Origin of the sequence: Prauserella rugosa, assembly GCF_000719975.1 — a bacterium.
GTDB lineage: Bacteria > Actinomycetota > Actinomycetes > Mycobacteriales > Pseudonocardiaceae > Prauserella > Prauserella rugosa.
The window spans coordinates 409,512-430,109 of sequence record NZ_JOIJ01000001.1; the positions used below are offsets into that span (position 1 = coordinate 409,512).

At 69.1% G+C, this 20,598-nt stretch carries 15 protein-coding genes; 4 read left to right on the forward strand and 11 right to left on the reverse strand.

Going from position 1 to position 20,598, the window contains the following annotated elements:
* The first annotated feature begins 29 nt into the window (after nt 1-29).
* Entirely contained in the window at nt 30-1,658 is a 1,629-nt protein-coding gene (ptsP, locus tag IF64_RS0102000; RefSeq protein WP_030530238.1) for a phosphoenolpyruvate--protein phosphotransferase, read from the forward strand.
* A 202-nt stretch (nt 1,659-1,860) separates the two neighbouring features.
* Here the strand turns inward: ptsP and IF64_RS0102005 are convergent, their stop codons facing one another.
* From IF64_RS0102005 to IF64_RS0102020, 4 genes are all read right to left on the reverse strand, one after another.
* The gene (locus tag IF64_RS0102005; RefSeq protein ID WP_048807370.1) at nt 1,861-2,535 is read right to left on the reverse strand and encodes a DUF1707 SHOCT-like domain-containing protein; all 675 of its coding nucleotides are present in this window, start codon (nt 2,533-2,535) and stop codon (nt 1,861-1,863) included.
* Between the two features lie 69 nt (nt 2,536-2,604).
* Nucleotides 2,605-3,258: a response regulator gene (locus tag IF64_RS0102010; RefSeq protein ID WP_030530240.1), complete on the reverse strand. Its 654-nt coding sequence runs from the start codon at nt 3,256-3,258 to the stop codon at nt 2,605-2,607.
* Nucleotides 3,255-4,409 (reverse strand): MacS family sensor histidine kinase, encoded by a 1,155-nt coding sequence (gene macS / locus IF64_RS0102015; protein WP_030530241.1) that lies wholly within the window; start codon nt 4,407-4,409, stop codon nt 3,255-3,257. The genes IF64_RS0102010 and macS overlap by 4 nt, the downstream gene beginning before the upstream one ends.
* Complete coding sequence (locus IF64_RS0102020; RefSeq protein WP_051757418.1) at nt 4,406-5,719, reverse strand: AI-2E family transporter; 1,314 nt, start codon at nt 5,717-5,719, stop codon at nt 4,406-4,408. The genes macS and IF64_RS0102020 overlap by 4 nt, the downstream gene beginning before the upstream one ends.
* A gap of 323 nt (nt 5,720-6,042) precedes the next feature.
* Between IF64_RS0102020 and IF64_RS0102025 the strand changes: the two genes are divergently transcribed.
* Nucleotides 6,043-7,248 (forward strand): hypothetical protein, encoded by a 1,206-nt coding sequence (locus IF64_RS0102025; RefSeq protein ID WP_030530243.1) that lies wholly within the window; start codon nt 6,043-6,045, stop codon nt 7,246-7,248.
* 203 nt (nt 7,249-7,451) lie between these two features.
* Nucleotides 7,452-10,544 carry a beta strand repeat-containing protein gene (locus tag IF64_RS0102030; RefSeq protein WP_211252501.1) on the forward strand — a complete coding sequence of 1,031 codons (3,093 nt, stop codon included), beginning with the start codon at nt 7,452-7,454 and terminating at the stop codon, nt 10,542-10,544.
* A gap of 134 nt (nt 10,545-10,678) precedes the next feature.
* Here the strand turns inward: IF64_RS0102030 and IF64_RS0102035 are convergent, their stop codons facing one another.
* Nucleotides 10,679-11,446, reverse strand: a complete 768-nt coding sequence (locus tag IF64_RS0102035) for a dioxygenase family protein (RefSeq protein WP_030530245.1) — start codon at nt 11,444-11,446, stop codon at nt 10,679-10,681.
* A 103-nt stretch (nt 11,447-11,549) separates the two neighbouring features.
* Nucleotides 11,550-12,176 (reverse strand): class I SAM-dependent methyltransferase, encoded by a 627-nt coding sequence (locus IF64_RS0102040; RefSeq protein WP_036875529.1) that lies wholly within the window; start codon nt 12,174-12,176, stop codon nt 11,550-11,552.
* 110 nt (nt 12,177-12,286) lie between these two features.
* Between IF64_RS0102040 and IF64_RS0102045 the strand changes: the two genes are divergently transcribed.
* Nucleotides 12,287-12,880: a helix-turn-helix domain-containing protein gene (locus IF64_RS0102045; protein ID WP_030530247.1), complete on the forward strand. Its 594-nt coding sequence runs from the start codon at nt 12,287-12,289 to the stop codon at nt 12,878-12,880.
* Nucleotides 12,881-12,910: 30 nt separating this feature from the next.
* On the opposite strand, the gene IF64_RS25110 is transcribed toward IF64_RS0102045, so the two are convergent.
* The 5 genes from IF64_RS25110 to dnaB form a co-directional block, all read right to left on the reverse strand.
* The gene (locus IF64_RS25110; protein WP_145600542.1) at nt 12,911-14,188 is read right to left on the reverse strand and encodes a hypothetical protein; all 1,278 of its coding nucleotides are present in this window, start codon (nt 14,186-14,188) and stop codon (nt 12,911-12,913) included.
* Between the two features lie 10 nt (nt 14,189-14,198).
* Entirely contained in the window at nt 14,199-15,122 is a 924-nt protein-coding gene (locus IF64_RS25865; protein WP_030530249.1) for a hypothetical protein, read from the reverse strand.
* Nucleotides 15,119-16,357: a WXG100 family type VII secretion target gene (locus tag IF64_RS26970; protein ID WP_145600540.1), complete on the reverse strand. Its 1,239-nt coding sequence runs from the start codon at nt 16,355-16,357 to the stop codon at nt 15,119-15,121. The genes IF64_RS25865 and IF64_RS26970 overlap by 4 nt, the downstream gene beginning before the upstream one ends.
* A gap of 54 nt (nt 16,358-16,411) precedes the next feature.
* The gene (locus IF64_RS26975; protein WP_145600538.1) at nt 16,412-16,822 is read right to left on the reverse strand and encodes a hypothetical protein; all 411 of its coding nucleotides are present in this window, start codon (nt 16,820-16,822) and stop codon (nt 16,412-16,414) included.
* A 795-nt stretch (nt 16,823-17,617) separates the two neighbouring features.
* A complete protein-coding gene (gene dnaB / locus IF64_RS0102065) occupies nt 17,618-20,203 on the reverse strand; it encodes a replicative DNA helicase (RefSeq protein ID WP_030530250.1) in 2,586 nt (861 codons plus the stop codon).
* Nucleotides 20,204-20,598 lie beyond the last annotated feature (395 nt).

Consider the following 20,598-nt stretch of genomic DNA (forward strand, 5'->3'; position numbering starts at 1 on the left):
TTCCACACCGTCTTGGGAGGATCGAGCACATGGCCGAGGCACAGTTGTCCGGCGTGGGCGTCAGCCCCGGTCGCGCGAGCGGTCCGGTCGTGCGGGTCACCGACTCCATCGCGGAGCCGGCGAGCACGCCGGGGCCCGAGGACCCGTACGCCGAGGCCGAACTGATCGCTCCCGCGGCCAAGAAGGTCGCCGCCCGGCTCGAGGCGATGGCCGACGCCGCGAGCGGTGACGCCGCGGCCATCCTCACCACCACCGCCGCGATGGCCGCCGACCCGTCGCTGGTCAGCCAGGCCGAACAGCTCGTCACGGCGCAGCGCATCCCCGCGGCGAGGGCGGTGTACGAGGCGGCGGGGCACTTCGCCCAGGCACTGGCCAACGCGGGCGGCTACATGGCCGAGCGCGTGCGCGACGTGCACGACGTGCGCGACCGGATCATCGCCGAGGTACTCGGCGTCGCCCCGCCCGGAGTTCCGGAGCTGAGCACGCCCAGCGTCCTGGTCGCCAGGGACCTCGCGCCGGCCGACACCGCGGGCCTCGATCCCGCCAAGGTGCTGGCGCTCGTCACCGAGGAGGGCGGGCCGACCAGTCACACGGCGATCCTCGCCAGGTCGATCGGGATCCCCGCCGTCGTCGCCGTGCGCGGGGCACTGTCCTTCGAGGCCACGGCGCTGGCCGTCGACGGTGACGTCGGCACCGTCGAATCGGTCGACCCGTCTGCACCCGTCGTCACCGCGGACGTGGCCGGCGCCGCCGAGTGGAACGGCCGCGGCGAGACCGGTGACGGCCACGTGGTCAAGGTGCTCGCCAACGTCGGGTCGCCGGTCGACGCGCGTGCTGCGGCGGACGCGGGCGCTGAGGGCGTCGGCCTGTTCCGCACCGAGTTCTGCTACCTCGACGCCGACGACGAACCGTCCGTCGACGCCCAGCGCGCGGCCTACGCCGCCGTGCTCGAACCCTTCCGCGGCAAACCTGTCATCGTGCGCAGTCTCGATGCGGGAGCCGACAAGCCGCTCGGCTTCCTGTCCCCCGAGGCCGAACCGAACCCGGCGCTCGGCGTGCGCGGCGTCCGGGTCGCCTTCGACCGGGTGGGTGTGCTCGACCGCCAGCTCGAGGCCATCGCGGGTGCCACCGCCGACTCCGGGGCCGACGTGTCGGTCATGGCACCGATGGTGGCGACCGCAGAGGAAGCGGCGTGGTTCGCCGACCGGGTGCGGGCCGCGGGTATCGCGCGTGCGGGCGTGATGATCGAGGTGCCGGCCGCCGCGCTGGGTGCCCGCGAGGTGCTGGACGCCGTCGACTTCGTCTCGGTCGGCACCAACGACCTCGCCCAGTACACGTTCGCGGCCGACCGGCAGCTCGGTGCCGTGGCGACGCTCAACGACCCGTGGCAGCCCGCGCTCCTGCGGCTGATCGGCATGGTCGGCGAGGCAGCGAAGGCGATCGGCAAGCCCGCCGGGGTCTGCGGTGAGGCGGCGTCTGACCCGATGCTGGCCAGAGTGCTTGCCGGCCTCGGCGTGACCAGCGTATCGATGAACGCCGGGTCGGTGCGTGCCGTCGGCGCGGCACTGGCCTCGGTGACCCTCGCCGAATGTGAACGTGCGGCCGAGGCCGCCCTCGCCGCCCCCACCGCGGTGGCCGCACGCGCCGCCGCGAAATAAGCCACCGCGAAATAAGCCACCGGGGCACGTGCCGGGTCACGCGCCGGGCACGAAAAGCAGCCTGGCCGGCGCCCCAACCGAGGCAGGCGCCGACCAGGCTTGGGAACCGGAGCCGGCGTGAAGCGGACTCCGAAGTGTGATCCAGGTTACCGACGGTCGTGCGGTGGCTGATATCGGCCGACCGGTCGAGATGCGGCCACGGTCAGCCGAACCAGCTGCGGCGCGGGTGGCGCAGTGTGACCGTGCCGCCGACCACGCGTCCGGTCACGACGATCAGTGGCCGGCCGGAGGTGTGCGACGAGTTCGTCTTGTCGTTGAGCGTGGACCACTTCAGCTCGTCGAGTTCGCTCAGATCCACCGCCGCCCGGTCGGGCACGATGATGTTGACCGAACCCCATTTGGTGTCGAGCTCGACGGTCACGACGTCGGTCGTGAACTCCGCCTCCGAGAAGTCGAGCTTCGTCTCGCCGTACTTGTTGCGCACGAGCAGCGCAGGCGGAACCTGCCACCGGCCACGTCGCACGAGCGTGCTGCCGACGCCCTTGATCTCCGCCCGCTGCGACGGGTCGGTCCGTGGCCTGCTCGGCCTCGCGAACGAAGAGGCGCCCTGAGCGGGCACGGCGTGCTCGTGGTGCAGTCCCGGCAGGTCGACCAGCACGGCGTTGAGCTCACCCCGGGTGCGCGCGGCCAGCGCCGTGTCCGTGCGCTCGGTGAACTCGTCGAGGTCGAGCATGCCGTGGCCGATGGCGCGCTGGAGCAGTTCGACGACGTGCTCCCGTTCGGCGTCGGAGACCCGCAGGTTCCGCTGCCGCTCCCGTTCGAGGTCGCCGGGTGTGGCGCCGCCTGCGGCTGCTGGGTCGTTCGCGCTCTCGGTCACGAGAAGAAGCGTAGAGCTCCGCGACCGCCCGAGGATCCGGGAAACCCCTGAGAACGACCCCGGAACCCGCTACTCGCGTTCGCGGTCCAGTCCGTGCTCGATGGCGTACCTGGCGAGCTCGACCCGGTTGTGCAGTTGAAGCTTGCGCAGGGTCGACTGGACGTGGTTCTCCACGGTGCGGTGCGAGATCACGAGCCGGTCGGCGATCTGCCGCGCGGTCAGTCCCTTCGCGACGAACCGCAGAACGTCCTGTTCGCGCTCGGTCAACTGGGGAGGCGGTTCGCCGCTGCCGGGGGTTTCGGCCATCCGCCGGTACTCGCCCAGCACCATGCCCGCCAGCCCGGCCGTGAAGACCGGGTCGCCGTCGGCGGTGCGCCGCACGGCGTCGACCAGCTCGGCCACCGAGGCCGATTTGACCAGGTATCCGGATGCGCCGGCCTTCACCGCCTCGAGCACGTCGGTGTGTTCGCCGCTGGCAGACAGCACGAGCACCCGCGTGTCCGCCAGGTCGCCGGTGATGGCGCGGATCGCCTCCACCCCCGACTGTTCGCCGAGGTTGAGGTCCATCAGCACCACGTCGGGCGTGACCGTGCCCGCGATGCGCACGGCCGAGTCGACGTCGGCCGCGGTGGCGCGGACGTCGAAGCCGTGTTCGCTCAGGTCGCGTGCTACTCCGTCCCGCCACATCGGGTGGTCGTCGACGATCATCACCGACACCGTCATCGGGCGGTCCTCCTCCGGTTGGCCGGTCGTGGAATGTGCATCTCCCATTCGGTGCCCGCACCGGGCGCGGTGTCGAGCTTGGCCGTGCCGCCGAGCTGGGCGAGCCTGCCCCGGATCGACTGTGCGACGCCGATGTGCCCCTCGGCGGCCGCGGCTTCGAGCCTGCCCTCCGGGATGCCAGGACCGTCGTCGCGGACCGTGAGCACGATCTCGTTCGTGAGCTCTTCGAGCAAGACCCAGGCCTTCGCGCCCTCCCCCGCGTGCTTGTCCACGTTGGACAGGGCTTCCTTCACCGCGGCGACCAGTTCGGTGACGGTGTTCGAGGGCAGCCGCACCTCGCAGGCCGGTCCGGACACCTGGACCCGCGAGGTCGCCAGCACACCGAGTGCGGCACGCAGGTCGGCGTCGCTGCCGCTGGGGCCGGTCGGTTCGGACGTCACGAGCGCCCGCAGCGCGATCTCCTGCTCCCCGGCCAGCTGTGCGAGCTCGGCGGCCTCGCCTCCGAGTTCACCGCCGCGCCTGCGCACCCTGGCCAGCACCTGCAGGACGCTGTCGTGGATCGACCGCGCGAGGCGTTCGCGCTCCGCGGTGGCCGCCTCGGTGCGCATCGCGCGCGCGAGCGCAGCCTGTGACTTGCGGGCCGTCATCGCCGCGATGCCGATGACCAGGCCGCTGGCGAACAGCAGCACGCCGTCGCGGGCGACGTCGAGGTCGAACTCGCCGCGTGCCGTTCCGGTCGCCACCCCGACGATCAGTCCGGCGAGGCCGCCGCCGACGGCACCGAAGCGCGCCCCGGCGGTCAGCGGGGCCACCGACGCCCACACGGTCGTCACCAGCGGCGCCGTCGCCGCGAACTGCTCCTCCGAGAGGGCCAGTGGCGAGAGCATCATGATTCCGCACGTGATGACGACGTCGGCCACCACGAGCACCGTGCACCGATAGCGTTCGCGCGAGAACGTCAACGTGGTGACGACGGTCCAGACCACCATGGCCGCGAACCCGGCCCACGTCAGCTGGATGTTCCGGTACTCGCCGAGGTGGACGATGATCGCCCCCAGCGCGAACGCCAGGGTGATCCACCGCAGCACGACCGTGCCCAGCCACAGCGGGGTCGCCGGGTCGCGCAGGTGCGGTTCGGACGTGGTGCTCATTTCTTGTCGGGTGTGCCCTCGCTGCCTGTGTCGTCGTTGCTGTCGTTGCTGTCGCTGTCGTCGTTGTCGCTGTTGTCGTTGCTGTCGTCGTCACCACCGTCGGTGGTGGTGACCGTCGGGTTGTCCTCATTGTCCGGTTCGAAGTGTTCGGGGAACGCCTCCACCCCGGTCACCACCTCGGCGGTCGACGGCTTGCCGGATCCGCCGTCGGAGTCGGACGCGGAGTCTGCGGACGTGGTTCCTTCCAGCTCGTCCGGATCGTCGTGCAGCAGCGACTTGATGCCCGAGTTGAGGACAGCCAGCAGCGGCACCGACAGCAGTGCGCCGGGGATGCCGGCCACGGCGAGGCCGATGGTGATCGCGATGACGACGGCGAGGGGGTGCAGCTTGACCGACCGGCCCAGCAGCATCGGCTGCAGGACGTTGCCCTCGACCTGCATCACGCCGACGACGATGGCCAGCACGACGAGCGCGGCGATGAACCCGTTCGTCACGAGCGCCACGAGTACGGCCACGGCGCCGGTGACGACGGCACCGATGATCGGCACGAACGCGCCGAGGAAGATCAGCGTGGCCAGCGGGATCACCAACGGCACCCCGACGATCGCGAGGCCGATGCCGATCAGTACGGCGTCGACGACCGCGACGGCTGCGGTGGCACGCACGTAGCTGATCAGGGAGCCGAAGCTGCGCCTGCCGGCCAGGTCCACGCGCGGGCGGACGTGCGCGGGCACGAACAGCGTCGTGAACCGCCAGATCTGCTCGCCACTGGTGAGGAAGAACAGCAGCACGAACAGCATCAGCAGGAATCCGGTGAGGAACGTGCCGATCGCCGTGGCGGTGGTGAGTGCACTGGAGGTGAGTGCGGCCTGGTTGTCCTGAATGAACTGGATGCCGCTGTTGATCGCGTCCTCGATCTGCGTCTCGCGCAGGTGCAGTGGACCGTTGACGAGCCAGTCCTCGATCTGTTCGAGGCTCTGGGTCAACTGTTGCTGCAGGGCGGGAAGTCCGTCGGTGAACTGGATGATCACGAACGTCAACAGGCCGCCGACCACACCGATCCCGCCGATCAGCACGACGACCGCGGACAGCACTCTGGGCACGCCGAGGTTCGTCAGCCGGTGCACCGCCGGGATCAGCAGCGCGGCCAACAGCAGCGCCACCGACACCGGAACCATGATCACCGAGAGGTAGCCGACGATCTCGCCGATGACGTAGAGCGCGCCGACGATGACGAGGAAACGCCAGGCCAGGGCCGCCGAGACGCGGAACCCCTTCGGTACGGCGTGGGCGACGTCGGCGTCCAGCATGCTGCCGCCGCTACGGGACGTGTTCGCGGGTGTTTCACGCGTGGTGTCCTTCACGGGGTAACCGTATCGAGATCAGCGGCGGCGTGGGTGTGGAGCCGTCCGCACGGTATGTGGGTGCTACGCCGAGTAACCCGTCAGTACGCACCGTTGTTTTCACACCTTCGTGCCATCAAGTCGCGTCGAGCGTGATTTTTGGGCGCGGGGTTTGCCAGTCTTCATGGCGCACAGGGAAATACGAACGCCCGTGTCCGCTTCCGGACGCGAGGTGAACGTTCACCGGAAACATTTTCGGATTTCTTTTCACGTTTTCGCTAGGAGCACGTGTGGCCGCGATGACCCCGATGCCGGACGCCGGACGCGTCCGCCGGTGGCTCTCGCGTGCCCTCGTGGTCTCCGGCGGTGCCGTGGCGGCGACCGCCATCGCGTGGGGCGCCTCGGCGGAGTCCGCGTCGGCGGCCGACAACCCGATCGACCACCCGATCGACAACGCTTTCGGGGACGTCTCCTTCGGTGGTTCGGACGATTCGGCCGAGCACGCGAAGCCGCAGGGCGGAACGGCTGCCGGTGATGAGTCCGCCGGCGCACCCTCCAAGCAGGCGTCCTCGGACGACGACCCGTCGAAGTGGGCAGGAATCAAGAAGGCGGCCGAGCGCGCCTTCCACCACGGTCAGGACACCGACGGCGACTGCGCCGACGGGACCGACGGGACTGACGCGGCCGATGTGGACGGTCAGGACGTCACCGCGCCCGAGGACGCGCTCGCCGAGGACGGGAGCGCCGAGTCCGAGGACTGCGACGCTGACCATGCCCACTCGGGCGACGAGGCGGCCGGTGACGGCGCCTCGGACGCGGACGCCGCTGCCACCGAGTACGGCTCCACCGGGGAGAAGGCATCCGGCGCCGCGGTCTCGAAGCTCAAGGACGCGCACCGGGGTGCGAAGCAGGCGTGGAAGAAGCACGTCGCCGACCCGACGCGCGAGGCGCTCCAGGACCTGAACAAGGTGCTGCAGGTGTTGCCCGGCCTGGGTGAGCATGTCGACTCCCCCGGATTCGACATGCCGTGGCACGCGACGCCGGACCTCGACGCCCTTCCCGCTCCTGGCGAGGCTCCCGCTGGCGCCGAGGACGACGACCACGCCGGCCAGCGGCACGGCGAACACGACGCGGACGCCCGCGCCCCGGGCGCGCACCGCGACCACGCCACCGTGTCCACTTCGGACGACGGTGACCTCAGGATGTCCGGCGCCGAGCGCGCCGGCCACGGCGACCTCGGCACCACGGGTGCCGACGCCGACCAGATCTCCGACGAGCCGACCCACCCGGTCGGCCCGGAGAAGAACACGCCTGCGCCGGCGCCGATGCCGACGCAGTCCAGCCACGTCACCGGTGCGCACGCCGATGCGCCCACCGGTGCCGTTCTCGCCGCGGCCGACCCGTTCGCCGCGTCCGCCGTGGGCGCCGCCGTGCGTCCCGGCCACTCGCTGTCGTCGATGTCCCCGGGTTCGCAGCCCGGCGTGACGCCCGACTGATCACCTCCGCGGGGTAGCCGGCGCGCCCCAGCGGTGGTCGTTTCATCCGCGTTCGTCTCCGCGTCGGCTTTTCCTTCCCCGCATTTCCCGCGACTCGCCGTGTTCCGGCGTGCTCGCCATCCGCCTCATGTCCCCGCGCGTCCGGCGGAGCGCACGCGAAAGACCCCTCAGTAGGGAACCAAGGAAAAGGAGAACACCCCACGATGCAGACCTGGGCGAAGCGCGGATTGCAGACCGCGCTGGTCACCGGTGGCATGCTGATGCTGGGTACCGGCATCGCTTCCGCAGACGAGAAGGTCGACCCGGACACCCCGGCCGGACCCCTCGACCTGAGCGTCAGCGTTCCCGTTCAGATCGACGACAACGCCGTCGGCACCCCGTTCGGGCAGGCGAACCTGCCCGGTGCCGACACCGAGATCAGCACCAAGCCCGTCACCGACGCCGTGAACAAGGCCGCCGCGCCCGTCACGGAGAAGGTGGCCGAGAAGACCGCCCCCGCCGCCGACGCGGCCGCGCCGGTCACCGAGCCGGTCCAGGAGCAGGCCGAGAAGGTCACCGGTGCCGTCTCCGAGGTGAAGGAGACCGCACAGCAGGCGGTGCAGAAGACCGGCCCGCAGGCGATCGCCGACAAGCAGGCCGAGAAGCAGGCCTCGACCGAGGACGTCACGCCGCCGTCGCTCGAGCCGAGTGACGACCCGCTGATGGGCAACAAGGTCGACGGCAACCTCGCCCTGCCCATCCAGATCACGGGCAACGCGATCGGCCTGCTGGGCGACGCCGAGGTGTCCTCCGACCACGAGCAGTCCTACGAGCACAACTCCGACGTCAGCACCGACGGTGCGGGCGGCGGCCTCGCGGGCAACGTCGTCGCGCTCGACTGGGCCCTTCCGGTGCAGATCTCCGGTAACGCGGGCAGCCTGTTCGGTTCCGCGAAGTCCACGGGCAGCGCCTCGCAGGAGGCCACAACGACGGGTGACGTCGAGACCGACGGCACGAACGGTGCCGGTGCGGGCAACGTCATCGCCCCGCAGTTCGCCACGCCGGTGCAGCTGTCGGGCAACGCCATCGCGTGGTTCGTCGGCCACTCCGAGACCGACTTCGACGCCAGCAGCTCCGCCGACTCCGGCGGCTTCATCGCCACCGACGGCGAGAAGGGTGCGGCCACGGGCAACGTGGTGGGCGCCCCGGTCGCGCTGCCGGTGCGGGTCGCCAACGACGCCGTGACGTGGGGCGGCGACGCCGACGCCACGGGCTCGTCCGAGGTGGCCGCGAACGCTGGCGACACCTCGCCGGGCATGCACGACATCGACAGCTACATCCAGACGACCGGGCAGAACGGCTTCCTCGCGGGCACGATCGCGCAGCCGCAGATCGCGTCGATGGCTTCGGTCACCGGCACGGCCGCCGCGTGGATCGGCAACGCCGTCACCGGTGAGACGCCGGACCGGCAGGCCGGCGGCACCACCTCCGACGCCACCATGACGGCGGGCGGTGCCTCCAACACCAACGGCAACGAGGCCGCGGGCGCGGGCAACATCGTCGACGCCCCGGTCGCCCTCCCCGTCGAGGTGTTCGGTGTCGGCGGCACGTGGATCGGCAACGCGCACGCCGAGGACCACGTCAACAGCACCGAGGCCGTCGCGGGTGGCGACACCCTGACCCCGGGTGACGAGTCGGTCGTCTCGTCCAACACGGTCGCCCCGGCGATCGCGTCGACCGCCGAGGTCTTCGGCGTCGGCGGCACGTGGATCGGCAACGCCTCCGGTGAGGCCGACTCCGACAAGCTCGTCCAGGCGGGCGGCTACAACGGCACGCTGGCCGACCAGGCCGCCGGTTCCGGCAACCTCGTTCAGGTGCCGCTGGCCGCGCCGGCCGAGGTGTTCGGCGTCGGTGGCAGCTGGATCGGCCAGGGCGTCGGCGAGGGCGAGGAGAGCAAGGAGGTTCTCGCCGGCGGTGGCGGCAACACCGAGGACGACTACGGCTTCGTGAACGCCAACCTGGTGCAGGCCCCGGTCTCGCTGCCCGCGCAGGTGTTCGGCGTGGGCGGCAGCTGGATCGGCAACGGCATCGGCGAGGGCACGACCGACACGGTCTCCGAGGCCGGTGGCGACGTGAACGCCAACGGTGACAAGGGCACCGGCGCGGGCAACGTCGGCGTGGTGCCGGTGTCCCTGCCGACGCAGGTGCACGGTGTCGGCGGCAGCTGGATCGGCAACGGTGCGGGCACGAGCGCCAACCTGACCGACTCGATCGCCGGTGGCGACGCCACGGCGAGCGGTGAGCAGGGCTCGGTCGCGGGCAACATCGTCCAGGCGCCGGTGGGTGCGGCCGCGGGCGTGTTCGGCGTCGGCGCGAACTGGGTCGGCACGGGCAACGGCCAGAGCGTGAACGACGTCGTGACCGAGGCCGGCGGCGACGCCGAGACCATCGGCGACGGCGGCTCGATCGCGGGCAACGTGGTCAGCGCCCAGGCGCTGCCGGTCGCCCAGGTCTTCGGGGACGCCGCGAGCCTCGTGGGTGTCGCCAACGGTGCGGGCGCCAACGTGACCGACGCGTCGTCGGGCGGCGACATCGAGACCTCCGGCGTGGAGGGTGCCATCTCCGGCACGATCGTCGACGTGCCGGCGGCCGCGGTGCCGCAGGTGTTCGGCTTCGCCCCGTCCGTGGGCGGCGTGGCCAACGCGATCGCCGACAACACGACGACCGGTGAGGTCGGCGGGGACACCACGACCGAGGGCAACACCAACGCTCTGTCCGGTGTGGACGGCCAGCTGCCGGTGGGCGCGGTCGCGCAGGTCTACGACCTGCCGCTCGAGCTGATCGCCGAGGCGACGTCGATGACGCAGAACACCACCGACGTGTCGGTGGCCGAGCAGGAGCCGCAGATCAACCTGCCGATCGACGGTTCGGAGATGCCGGTGACGGAGCTGCCGAAGACGCCGTACGTCGAGGCCGCGATCGACCGCGTGCAGGAGCTGTCGGCGGCTTCGCCGATGCAGCGTTCGGCTTCGGCCATGCCGACCCCGTTCCCGCTGAACATGCTGCCGCAGGTGCAGGGTGCGGGTATGCCGGAGCTGCCTGCCGACCCGACCGCGGGTGCGTTCCAGGGCGTGCTGGACGGTGTGTCGCTGAACGGCGTCAGCCTGGGTGGCATGAACCGTCAGGCCGCGCTGCCGGAGGGTATGCCGTCGTTCGACGGTGTGCCGTCGGTGGACGCCGACTCGGTGCAGGGTGCGATGCAGGGCACGCTGGACGACCTGACGCTCAACGGCCACGGCCTGGGCACGCTGGTCTGAGGATCGGCACTCGGCGGGTGAACCGCCGGTAGAACAACGAGAACGGGCCCCGGAGGCGGTTTGCCGCTTCCGGGGCCCGTTCGTGTCCGGGGGTCGGGGCAGGGTGTGTTGGGCGGGGTGTGTTGGGCAGGAACTCAGCCGAGCTGGACGGAACGTTTGGCCAGGCCGTACCAGTAGCCGTCGATGACGGTCTCGGGACGCTGGCCCTCCCCCGCGCCGAGGGAGACGAACAGGGGCGCGAAGTGCTCGGTGCGCGGATGCGCCAGCTGCGCGGCGGGTGCCTTGAGCTGGAAGTCGAGCAGGCTGTCGACGTCGCCGGCTGCGAGGGCCGCCGAACCCCAGTGGTCGAACTCGGCCGACCACGCGGGCGGATGACCGGCCGAACCGTCGACCTGGCGCATGGCGACCAGGTTGTGGGTGAAGAAGCCGCTGCCGACGATCAGCACGCCCGTTTCGCGCAGGGGTGCCAGACGGGTGCCGAACTCGTACAGCGCCTGCGGGTCGAGCGAGGGCAGGGACACCTGCAGGACGGGGATGTCGGCGTCGGGGTACATCTCGACGAGCGGCACGTAGGCGCCGTGGTCGAGGCCGCGGGTGGGTTCGTCGTGGACGTCGCCGCCGAGCAGTCGGCGCACCTCGGCCGCGAGCTGCGGGGCGCCGGGCGCGGCATACGTGACGTCGTAGTACCGGTCGGGAAAGCCCCAGAAGTCGTAGACGAGTGGCACCGTCGTGGTGGCGCCGATCGTCGCGGGTGCCTCCTCCCAGTGCGCGGAGACGACGAGGATCGAGGTCGGTTTCGGCAGTTCGGCCGACCAGGTGGCGAGCTGCCTGGTCCAGGTTTCGTCGTCGGCCAGCGGTGGCGCGCCGTGGCTCAGGTACAGCACGGGCATCCGGTCGGACATCGCGAACTCCTGTCGTTGAACTTTCAACGACAAGTCTACGCGGCGCTGCAGGATCGCGCATCCTCCCCGGTCAGCGGCCTACGGGCCGGGGAGGATGCCGGGCTCACGTGAGGCGGCGGGCGCGCAGGACGACGTCCTGGTGATGATGCGTTCCCTCCGGCGGTGGTGTGGTGCGGCCGCGCTTCTCGTCGCGTTCGACGTGCCAGTCCTCGCCGAGCATCTGGGCCACCTGGCCGGGTTGGTAGTACGCGTACGGGTCGTGTTCCGGGTCGACCTCGGTCGGGTCGTGGCTGACGTACAGCAGTGTTCCGCCCGGCGCGACCGCGGACAGCAGTCCGCGGAGTGCGGCGTGGTCCGGTTCGACCCGCAGCGGGAAGTAGTGCACCGACACGAGGTCGAAGGCGCGCGCGGGAGGCGGCATGGTGACGGGGTCGCCGTGGACCCAGCTCACGCGGTCGGCGACGTCGCGCCCGGCGGCGGCCGCGCGTTCGAGCGCGACGCGCGAGATGTCGATCGCCGTGACCCGCCAGCCGTGCCGGGCGAGCCAGATCGCGTCGCCGCCTTCCCCACATCCGATGTCGAGTGCCTGTCCCGGCGGGAGATCGGCCGCCTCTGTGACGAGCACGCCATTGGGATTTCCGCTGAAGAGTTGGTCCTGGCTGCGGTAGCGCTCGTCCCACGCCTCGGCGGTGTGCCCGCCGTGCTCTCGTTCGTCGTGCTGCTGAGTCATACCTCCACCGTGCGCCGAAGCGCACCCGTTCGACAAACGTCGTTGCCGGAACCGCAAAGCCGTCGGGGTCAAGCCGGTGTGATCGGGGGCGGAACTGCCAGGATGCGGGTATGGGTGGTGACGTCGGATCGGTGGTGTCGGGGCTCGGTCCCCGGCTGCGGGCCATGCGGACGCGGGCGGGTTGGACGTTGGCCGCGTTGTCGGAGTCGACGGGGATCTCGGTGAGCACGTTGTCCCGGCTCGAGTCGGGACAACGCAAACCAGGACTCGAACTGTTGTTGCCGTTGGCGCAGGCCTACCGCGTGCCGTTGGACGAGCTCGTCGGCGCGCCCGAGGTCCGCGATCCGCGGGTGCATCCGCGGCCGAAGCGTCACGACGGATTGACCGTCCTGCCGCTGACCGACCGGCCCGGCGGACTGCAGGCCTTCAAACACGTGCTGCGTCCCGGACCGCCGGGCGAACGCGAACCGAATCCGCGCTCGCACGAGGGCTACCACTGGCTGTACGTGCTGGACGGACGGTTACGCGTGATCCTCGGCGAGGAGGACCTGGTGCTGGCCGCGGGCGAGATCGTCGAGTTCGACACCCATCTGCCCCACTGGTTCGGCAACGCCGACGACCGTCCGGCCGAGTTCCTCAGCATCCTCGGCCCGCAGGGACAGCGGTTCCACGACCGAGCCCGCTACCGCCCCCTGATCCCCTGACTGCGGCGGTGATCCTGCCGTGAGGGCCGGTCAGCCACGGCCCCAGACGGCGGCTGCGTCGCGGGCCGTGTCGTGGGGCCTCGCGCGGCCCACGGCGATCAGACGATCGTCGTCGGTGCGGGTGATCGACCACAGTTCGCTGACCGTGCCGTCCTCGCGGTCGAACGCGCGGATTCCTGTGTCGCGTTGCCATTCCTGCCCGTCGCGTGAGGTCCACAGGGTGGCGCGGACCGGTGCTTCGTCGTCGCTGCGGGCGCCGGTGGCGGCGAATTCCTCGCCGGTCCAGGTCACGTCGGTCGCAGTCGCGGTGGCGTAGCCGTCGTCGACGCCGAACGTCTGTGGGCGGTGCGGTACTCGTGACCACGTGCGGCCGTCCGGTGATGTCCAGACCGCCGCGGTGGTGGTGCTGTATCCGGTGTCGCCCACTGAAACGTAGCCGTCGGGACCGGCCGCGACGCCGGCCATGGTCGTCGCGTCATAGCCCTCGCCGAATGCGTTACCGAACGCGTCGTCGTGCGGTACGCGCTGCCACCAGAATCCATCGTCCGATCGCCACACCGCGGCAACGACGCCGAATCCGGGTAGTTCCTCCGTGCCGACAGCGACAAGACCCGACGGTCCACTGGTCACGGATCTCATGCTGGTGGTGCCTGGTCGTTCGAACGGGGAGTTCTCGTGCCTCGCGCGCGTCCAGGTGCGGCCGTTGTCGGAGGTCCAGACCGCAGCGCCCTCGGCGGCATCGCCGACGGCGACGAAACCCGAGCCGTGGGTGGTGACCGAGCGGATCTGCGTGTGCCCTTGACCTTGTCCGCCGAACACGTCGTCGTGTGGCACGCGTTGCCAGTCGACGCCGTCGGACGACGTCCACACGGCTCCGACGGCATCTGTGTCGCCGAGGGATCGATCAACGCCGGCGGCGACGAAGCCCTGGTCGTTCGCTGCCACCGACAGGGCCGCGGCGCCGTTGTCGGGATCGCCGAACACGGCGTCCTTGCGGGGTACACGTTCCCATTCGGCGCCGCCGTGGGAGTACCAAACTGCGGCCGTCGAGGGCCTGAGTTCCCCGCGGTGCCATTCCTCCGAGCCGACGGCGACGGTCGTGTCGTCATGCGTGGCGACCGATGTCATCAGGGCACTCGAGTCGCGGCCGCCGAAGCCGGACGATGCCGGGTCATACCGCGTCCAGGAGGCGTCCTCGGAATCGGAATCCGACGTCTCCCAAAGCACGACGCCGGCAGCGACCACGAGGGTCGTGAGTACGGCGATCGTGATGACGACGGGTGTACGCCGCCGGTGGGGCGCCGGCACGGCGGAATGGTCAGGAAGATTCACGGAGGTCACCGGTCGTGTCGTGGTTGTCGGGCTTGGTGAACCAGGCCGGGTTGACCCGTCCGGTGAACATGTCCTCGGACAGTTCGGGGAAGAGCTTGCGGAACTCGGCCGCGCTGCCGTGGAAGTCGATGACGTCGCAGAGATGGCGGATGTTCGGGTCCTCGAGGATCTCCCAAACGTGCACGTCGCTGAGCTCGCTCACGTGGATCCTGCGCGGTCCGTCCGGGTAGCGCAGTTCCGGAACGCGGGACAGTTCCAGCATTCCGCGGGCATTCGCGTTGACCTCGGCTCCGGCTGCCACCGAGTGGAGAATCCCGTTGTAGACGAGGTCCCAGACCCGTCGGTCGGCCTGCCATTGGTCGGTGACCAGGCGGATTAGGCTGTCGGAGTTCTCGAGGGTGAGTGCCAGTCCGGCGCCGCCTGCCACGACATCCGCCTCGATCTTCTCGAGGGAGTACAGGTCGACGACCCTGTGGCGCCGGGTGATCCCGAACGTGATCTGGTGCAGTTGTACCCAATCGGCGCCCGCGGACAATACCAGGTACGTGGCCGGCCTGGTGATGACAAGGGCCCCGGCGATGTAGAGCAACCAGGGTTGCCAGAAAAGCATCCAGTCGAAGGGATCGCTGTGGCCGCCGGCAAGACGCATGAATGTCGTACCGACGATCAGGATCGCCATGCTGGCTGCGAACAGAGCGGCCTTGCCGCGCTTGTTGGACTTGTGCCAGGCCAGCACGGGCCCTCGGCCTTCCGGGGGCGAGGGCTTGTGCGACAACCGAAGTTCCCGGCTCCGGTCCTCCTCCGGCGTGCGGTCCCTGCCGGCCCAGCCGAGACCGTGCGGTGGAAACGGCTCGCCGGTCTCCGGGTTGGGCCGTGGCGGCAGGCCGGGACCCGTACGGTCGTCGTTCATTGCCCGCTTGTCCCCCACCTTCCCGCTGGTGTAAGCCGATCAACTTTCTCCGGAAGATCGGATTCGTCGGGAATGATCGCATCGACCACCTCGCCACCTGCGAACGAGCCGGCTCCCATTCCCGCGGCGCCACACACGATAGGCCCGAACGGCGGGAAGAGAGATGAGCACGCGGCAGCGCCGGTTACACCGCCGATCCACCCGCCACCGAGTTGTCCGGCGGTGCTGGCGACAGCCTTTCCCCAGGTCTGTTCGCCGGTTGCGGCATCCGATACTTCGTTGTACACGGTGAGCCCACCGCCGGCCCACGAAATCTTGCCCAGAAGCTTCGCTGCCCGCCGACCCATTGGGCTATCCGGCGTGAGGCTTCCAGGACTCTTCGTCGCGGCTGATTTCAACCAGTCCGGCACGTGCTGGTGCATTCTGTCGAGCTGTTGGATCTGGGTGCGGTACGTGGTTTCGCTTCCTTTTGCGCGTGAAAGGTCCTTCATGACCTGGGTTCTTTGCTGTGCAGACAGTCCGTTCAGGCTTAGCGCGCCGGAAGCAATGGCTTGGTAGGTCCTCGATGATCCTTCCAGGGAAGAGATCTTCTTCAGAAGGTCAGACCTAGTACTCTCGGTGCTCGCAACCACGTTGAGGGCATGGGATGCTGTCGTGCGACCCATGTCCCAGGTTCCCTTTACGTCGAACCCCTCGCCAGCGTTCAGAGATTCCCAGAAATCGCTATGTGCTTGTTCCTCTTTCTTGCGCGCTTCGGTGTAAATTTCAAGGCATGTATTGAAGACTGCCGCTTTTTCATTGAACCCGGCGATCTGCTGATTCCAAGCGGCGCTGTCCGACTTGTAATTTTCTTTCGCTCCCGCGCCCGAGTAATCGGTCGCCCGCGGCTTCTTCATCGCGGGTTCTTCCGGGCGGATAATTACCGGTCCTTCGACCTTCAGGCCGCCATCGGCAGCTGTCCTGCGCGCATTCTCCATCTTCTTGTTGACGGCCTCGATGCTCCCGGCGAGGTCGGAGAACGCTTCGGCATACTTGCCACAGGTGGCGCCAAGTTGTTGCGTGTGTTGAAGGTGAGGGCCCAGCTCCCCTAAGAACGCTTGCGCTGCGCTTCCCTCCCAACTTGAATACGCGATATTTCGCGCGGAGTGGTGTGATTCATCAGCACTGTCTGCGGTTCGCTTGGCGTTCCGAAGTGCCTGTGCGGCCTCTTCCAGCATGCCGACACTGCCGTTCACGGTGGTGTTGATGTGAGCCGGTGTTCCCTGCCTCCCCCTCTATGCGGCTCAGGACTACGGTTTCGGCGGCGGCGTAGGTGCCGGCGCGGTTTCCGTGGTGGGCTTCGGGCGGTTCTTGTAGTCCTGCTCGTCCGGTGGAGCTTCTTCAAGCTGTGGCGGAGCTTCAGCGCGCCGCCGCTTGTCGACCTCGTCGGTGGTTTCCACCTTGTGTCGATGCTCGTCTTCCGCTGCCTGATACTGACCTTCGGCTGTGTTGACGTTTGATGCCATGGCCTGTCCCTGCTGCGCGAGAGCGATTGCGATCTGACCTACTCGTGCCAGGGCTGCGTTCGCCACGTCGGACGAAAACCCTGCATTGACGGCTTCCGGAAGCTTTTCAGCGACGTCATCCAACGATGAAGATCCGGCTCTGAGGTGGCGGACGATCGATGAAAGCTGGTCTTCATCGACGCGGATGTCTCCCATGGTTCCCCCGCTTTCCTTCTACCGTTTCTTGCGTGTCCAGTCTTGGACCGGCGTCCGGTGTCGGGCGCTCTCGTCGAGCCATCCATTGGCAACTATCGCGTTGGCGCCGCACTCGGATGCGACCGTCTGCAGTCGGTCCAGCCTTACAGCGGTCAGCGACTGGTACGGCCCGCACGCTTCCCATGCTTCTTCCGGCGTACCGAAAACGAGTAGCAGATTCTCCCCGGGTTTCGTTCCGTGCAGTTCGGCTACGACCTGTCGGTCGCCCTAACGAGCGGGGCGGGTTGGGATCCATACGACAGGTTCATCCGGGTTTTCCGGAGCCATCGGAGTTATAGGCTCGATCTCGGTCCAGGGAGTTCCGGGATACCGAACGCCTGCCGGGTGACGAATGTCGATAGCGAGGAGTGCGGTTGTATCGAGTTCGTTCGCGAAATTGCGGAGCTGTGCCGGTGTGACCGTCGTGTACGGTTGTCCGTCGCCGCAGGACTCGGTCAGAAGCAGGACGGTCGTGTACGCCCACAGAGCGACCTCGTTTGTCTTGCCTGTGGTCGACAGCTCGGGCCGATTGGCGTCTGGGTCGATAAGCAAATAAACGTACTCGGGTGAGTCGCCCAAGTCCTCGATGAGGATTAGTCGTGCGCGATCGTACTCATGGAGTGCTGCAATCGACCGTGTTCCGCCCCTCGTCACAGTTTCCCAGTGCACCATTCGAGCCGTGGCTCAGCAAGCCGCTTCGGCAGCTGAGGTCGGACGGCCATGCCATATTCGTGCCGTCGCCTGACCCAGCCGCCGCTACTCGCGCGCGAGGTCGGCGAACCGGCTGTAGTGCAACTGGTGAGCGACGGCGATCGTGCTCGTCGGACCGGCACGGTGCTTGCCCAGGATCAAGTCCGCCTCGCCTGCGCGCGGGTCGTCCTGTTCGAACGCGTCGGGCCGGTGGATCAGCATGACGATGTCGGCGTCCTGCTCCAGCGAACCGGACTCACGAAGGTCGGCCAGCATGGGGCGCTTGTCCGTCCGCTGTTCCGGACCACGGTTCAGCTGACTGATCGCCACCACGGGCACCTCGAGTTCCTTCGCCAGCAGCTTCAGCTGCCGGGAGAACTCCGACACTTCCTGCTGACGCGATTCGACCCGCTTACCGGACGTCATCAGCTGCATGTAGTCGACGACGATGAGCTTCAGGTCGTTGCGCTGCTTGAGCCGCCGCGCCTTCGCGCGGATCTCCATCATCGTCAGGTTCGGTGAGTCGTCGACGAACAGCGGCGCCTCGCTGATCTCGCTCATCCGGCGCGCCAACCGGGTCCAGTCGTCGTCCGACATCCGCCCACCGCGCATGTCGGCCAACCGGATCCGCGCCTCGGCCGACAGCATGCGCATGACGATCTCGGTGCGGCTCATCTCGAGCGAGAAGATCGCGCTGGTCATGCCGTGCTTGATCGAGCACGACCGGGCGAAATCGAGACCCAGGGTCGAGTTGTGCGTCGGGATCATCGACCGGCCCGCGAGGTACAGGTGGTCGTCGGCGCTGACCTCGACACACCGCACCGGAACGCTGTCGATCGGCCGCACGTCCACGACGTAGCGCGGCGTGGGCCGCGGACGACGGCCGGTCATGCGTTCCTTGTGCAGCAGGTGCTTGCGCTGCAACCAGAAGACGCGGTCGTGCGTGGTGAAGTTCAGCGTGTACGCGGTCGACGACGCCTCCGTGCGGCCCCGCACCCGCTTCGTCGTCCACGAGCACCGGTAGCCGAGGCTGACGATCAGCTCGTAGACGTCGGTGGCCAGCCGGCGGTCGGTGACAGAGAACTGCACCCCGCCCGACCCGCTGACGGTGCCGTCGGTGTCGAGCAGTCCCGCCAGCAGCGCGCGCCGCTGGTACACCGAACCACGCAGGTACTCGGCCGGCACGTGCTTGTTGCCGAGCACCCCGAGCGACCGCAGCACTGCCTGGACGGTTCCGTGGTGGTTCCGGCACTCCTGACACTGCTGGAGACCCGACGAGGGACGGCCGCAGTCGGGGCAGGTCGGTGCGGGAACCGGAGCCGACACGAACCGTGCCTTGCCACCGCACGAGCGGCCGCAGGTCCGGACCTCGCTGCTGCGCGGGACGAACGGCTCACCGCACACCGTGCACGACCGGTACTCGACCGGATCCGGAGTCGGGAAGCGGAGGGAGTAGGCGTAGGTGCCGCGCCGGGGGCAGTACAGGTCCGCCTCGGCCTCGAGGTAGGTGATGATCTCCGGGTCGGCGGTGGTGAAGCGTGCGCCGTCGGAGTGGCCGTCGCCGAGCCAGGCGCCGAGCGCGTACGGGTGCAGCGGCAGGTCGCGTTCGGGCAGCTCCAACGGCTGGGCCAGCCGCACGGAGTGGTTCACGCGCCCGTCGGCGGTGTCGCAGCGGACGGTGTCGGCGAGTTCGGCGGTGGTCCGGACCTCGGCGGGGCCGCGGACCCGGCGGCTCGCGCGGGTGTCGGTCAGCCATTGGTGCTCGGCGTCGGCGACGATCGTCGAACCGTCGGAGAACTCGACCTCGTAGCAGGGTCGTCCGTGCATGACGTCGGTCGCGGCGACCACGGTGGTGGGCGTGCCGTCGGAGCCGATCAGCCGGTCGCCCGGCTGCACCTGCCCCATGGTCGTCCAGCCGTCGGGCGTCGGCAGCGGGGTGTCGAGTGCGAGCGCCTTACCGACGCCCGGGCGGGCGGCGACGATGATCATCTGACCGGGGTGCAGACCGTTGGTCACCTCGTCCAGATCGGCGAAGCCGGTGGGGATGCCCTGCGCGTCGCCGCCGCGGGAGGCGATCGCGTCGATCTCGTCCATCGTCGGCTGGAGGAGTTCCTCCAGCGGGACGTAGTCCTCGCTGGTGCGGCGCTCGGTCACCTCGTAGATGGCGGCCTGCGCGCGGTCGACGACCTCGTTGATGTCGCCGCCGTCGGTGTTGTCGGCGCCGTAGCCGTACTGCACGATGCGCGTACCCGCTTCGACGAGCCTGCGCAGCACCGCCTTCTCGGCGACGATCTGCGCGTAGAACCCGGCGTTCGCCGCGGTCGGCACCGTCGCGATGAGCGTGTGCAGATACGGCGCGCCGCCCACCCGCGCCAGTTCGCCGCGGCGCTCCAACTCGGCCGACACCGTGATCGGGTCGGCGGGCTCGCCGCGGCCGTAGAGGTCGAGCACGCAGTCGTACACGGCCTGGTGTTTGGGGAGGTAGAAGTCGCCGGGACGCAGGACCTCCACGACGTCGGCGATCGCGTCCTTCGACAGCAGCATGCCTCCGAGCACGGACTGCTCGGCCTTGGTGTCCTGCGGCGGCTGGCGTTCGAACGTGCCGTTCTCGCCGCCGGCCAGGTCCGAGCCGCGGTCGTCGGTGATCGCCACCGGTGTGGGCACCTCCCTTTGTCGGTTCCGGTCCGTTCCTGCGTGTCCCTATGCGTGCTTGTGCGTCCGCCCACCCGCCTCGGCAGCGGCACGCCCGGCGATCCGGGTTGCGCGGCTCGAACAGGGTCGAACGTGAGTTCGAAGTATACCGCGACTCCGGCCCGGCGGGTCGTCATCGACGGCGGCGTTTCGTCGTGTTCCGCCCCACGCGTGGCGTCGTTCGTGGAGCTCGTTCGCGGGCGACGCTAGATCGCTCGGACAGCGCATTGCAATCGGGCCTGGGGACCGGTGCCGACCCGAATGTGTATCGCCTGTGGATGAGTGGGCTGAACCAGTCACAGGGGGCGATCATCCTGTGTACAAACTGGGGACATGGTCACCCGCGCGAGCTAAAT

Coding starts and splice junctions, on each gene's coding strand:
- ptsP (WP_030530238.1), top strand. CDS start 30: ATGGCCGAGGCACAGTTGTCCGGCGTGGGCGTCAGCCCCGGTCGCGCG.
- IF64_RS0102035 (WP_030530245.1), bottom strand. CDS start 11,446: ATGTCCGACCGGATGCCCGTGCTGTACCTGAGCCACGGCGCGCCACCG.
- IF64_RS0102040 (WP_036875529.1), bottom strand. CDS start 12,176: ATGACTCAGCAGCACGACGAACGAGAGCACGGCGGGCACACCGCCGAG.
- IF64_RS0102020 (WP_051757418.1), bottom strand. CDS start 5,719: ATGCTGGACGCCGACGTCGCCCACGCCGTACCGAAGGGGTTCCGCGTC.
- IF64_RS25865 (WP_030530249.1), bottom strand. CDS start 15,122: ATGAACGACGACCGTACGGGTCCCGGCCTGCCGCCACGGCCCAACCCG.
- IF64_RS0102010 (WP_030530240.1), bottom strand. CDS start 3,258: ATGACGGTGTCGGTGATGATCGTCGACGACCACCCGATGTGGCGGGAC.
- IF64_RS0102030 (WP_211252501.1), top strand. CDS start 7,452: ATGCAGACCTGGGCGAAGCGCGGATTGCAGACCGCGCTGGTCACCGGT.
- IF64_RS0102045 (WP_030530247.1), top strand. CDS start 12,287: ATGGGTGGTGACGTCGGATCGGTGGTGTCGGGGCTCGGTCCCCGGCTG.
- IF64_RS26975 (WP_145600538.1), bottom strand. CDS start 16,822: ATGGGAGACATCCGCGTCGATGAAGACCAGCTTTCATCGATCGTCCGC.
- macS (WP_030530241.1), bottom strand. CDS start 4,409: ATGAGCACCACGTCCGAACCGCACCTGCGCGACCCGGCGACCCCGCTG.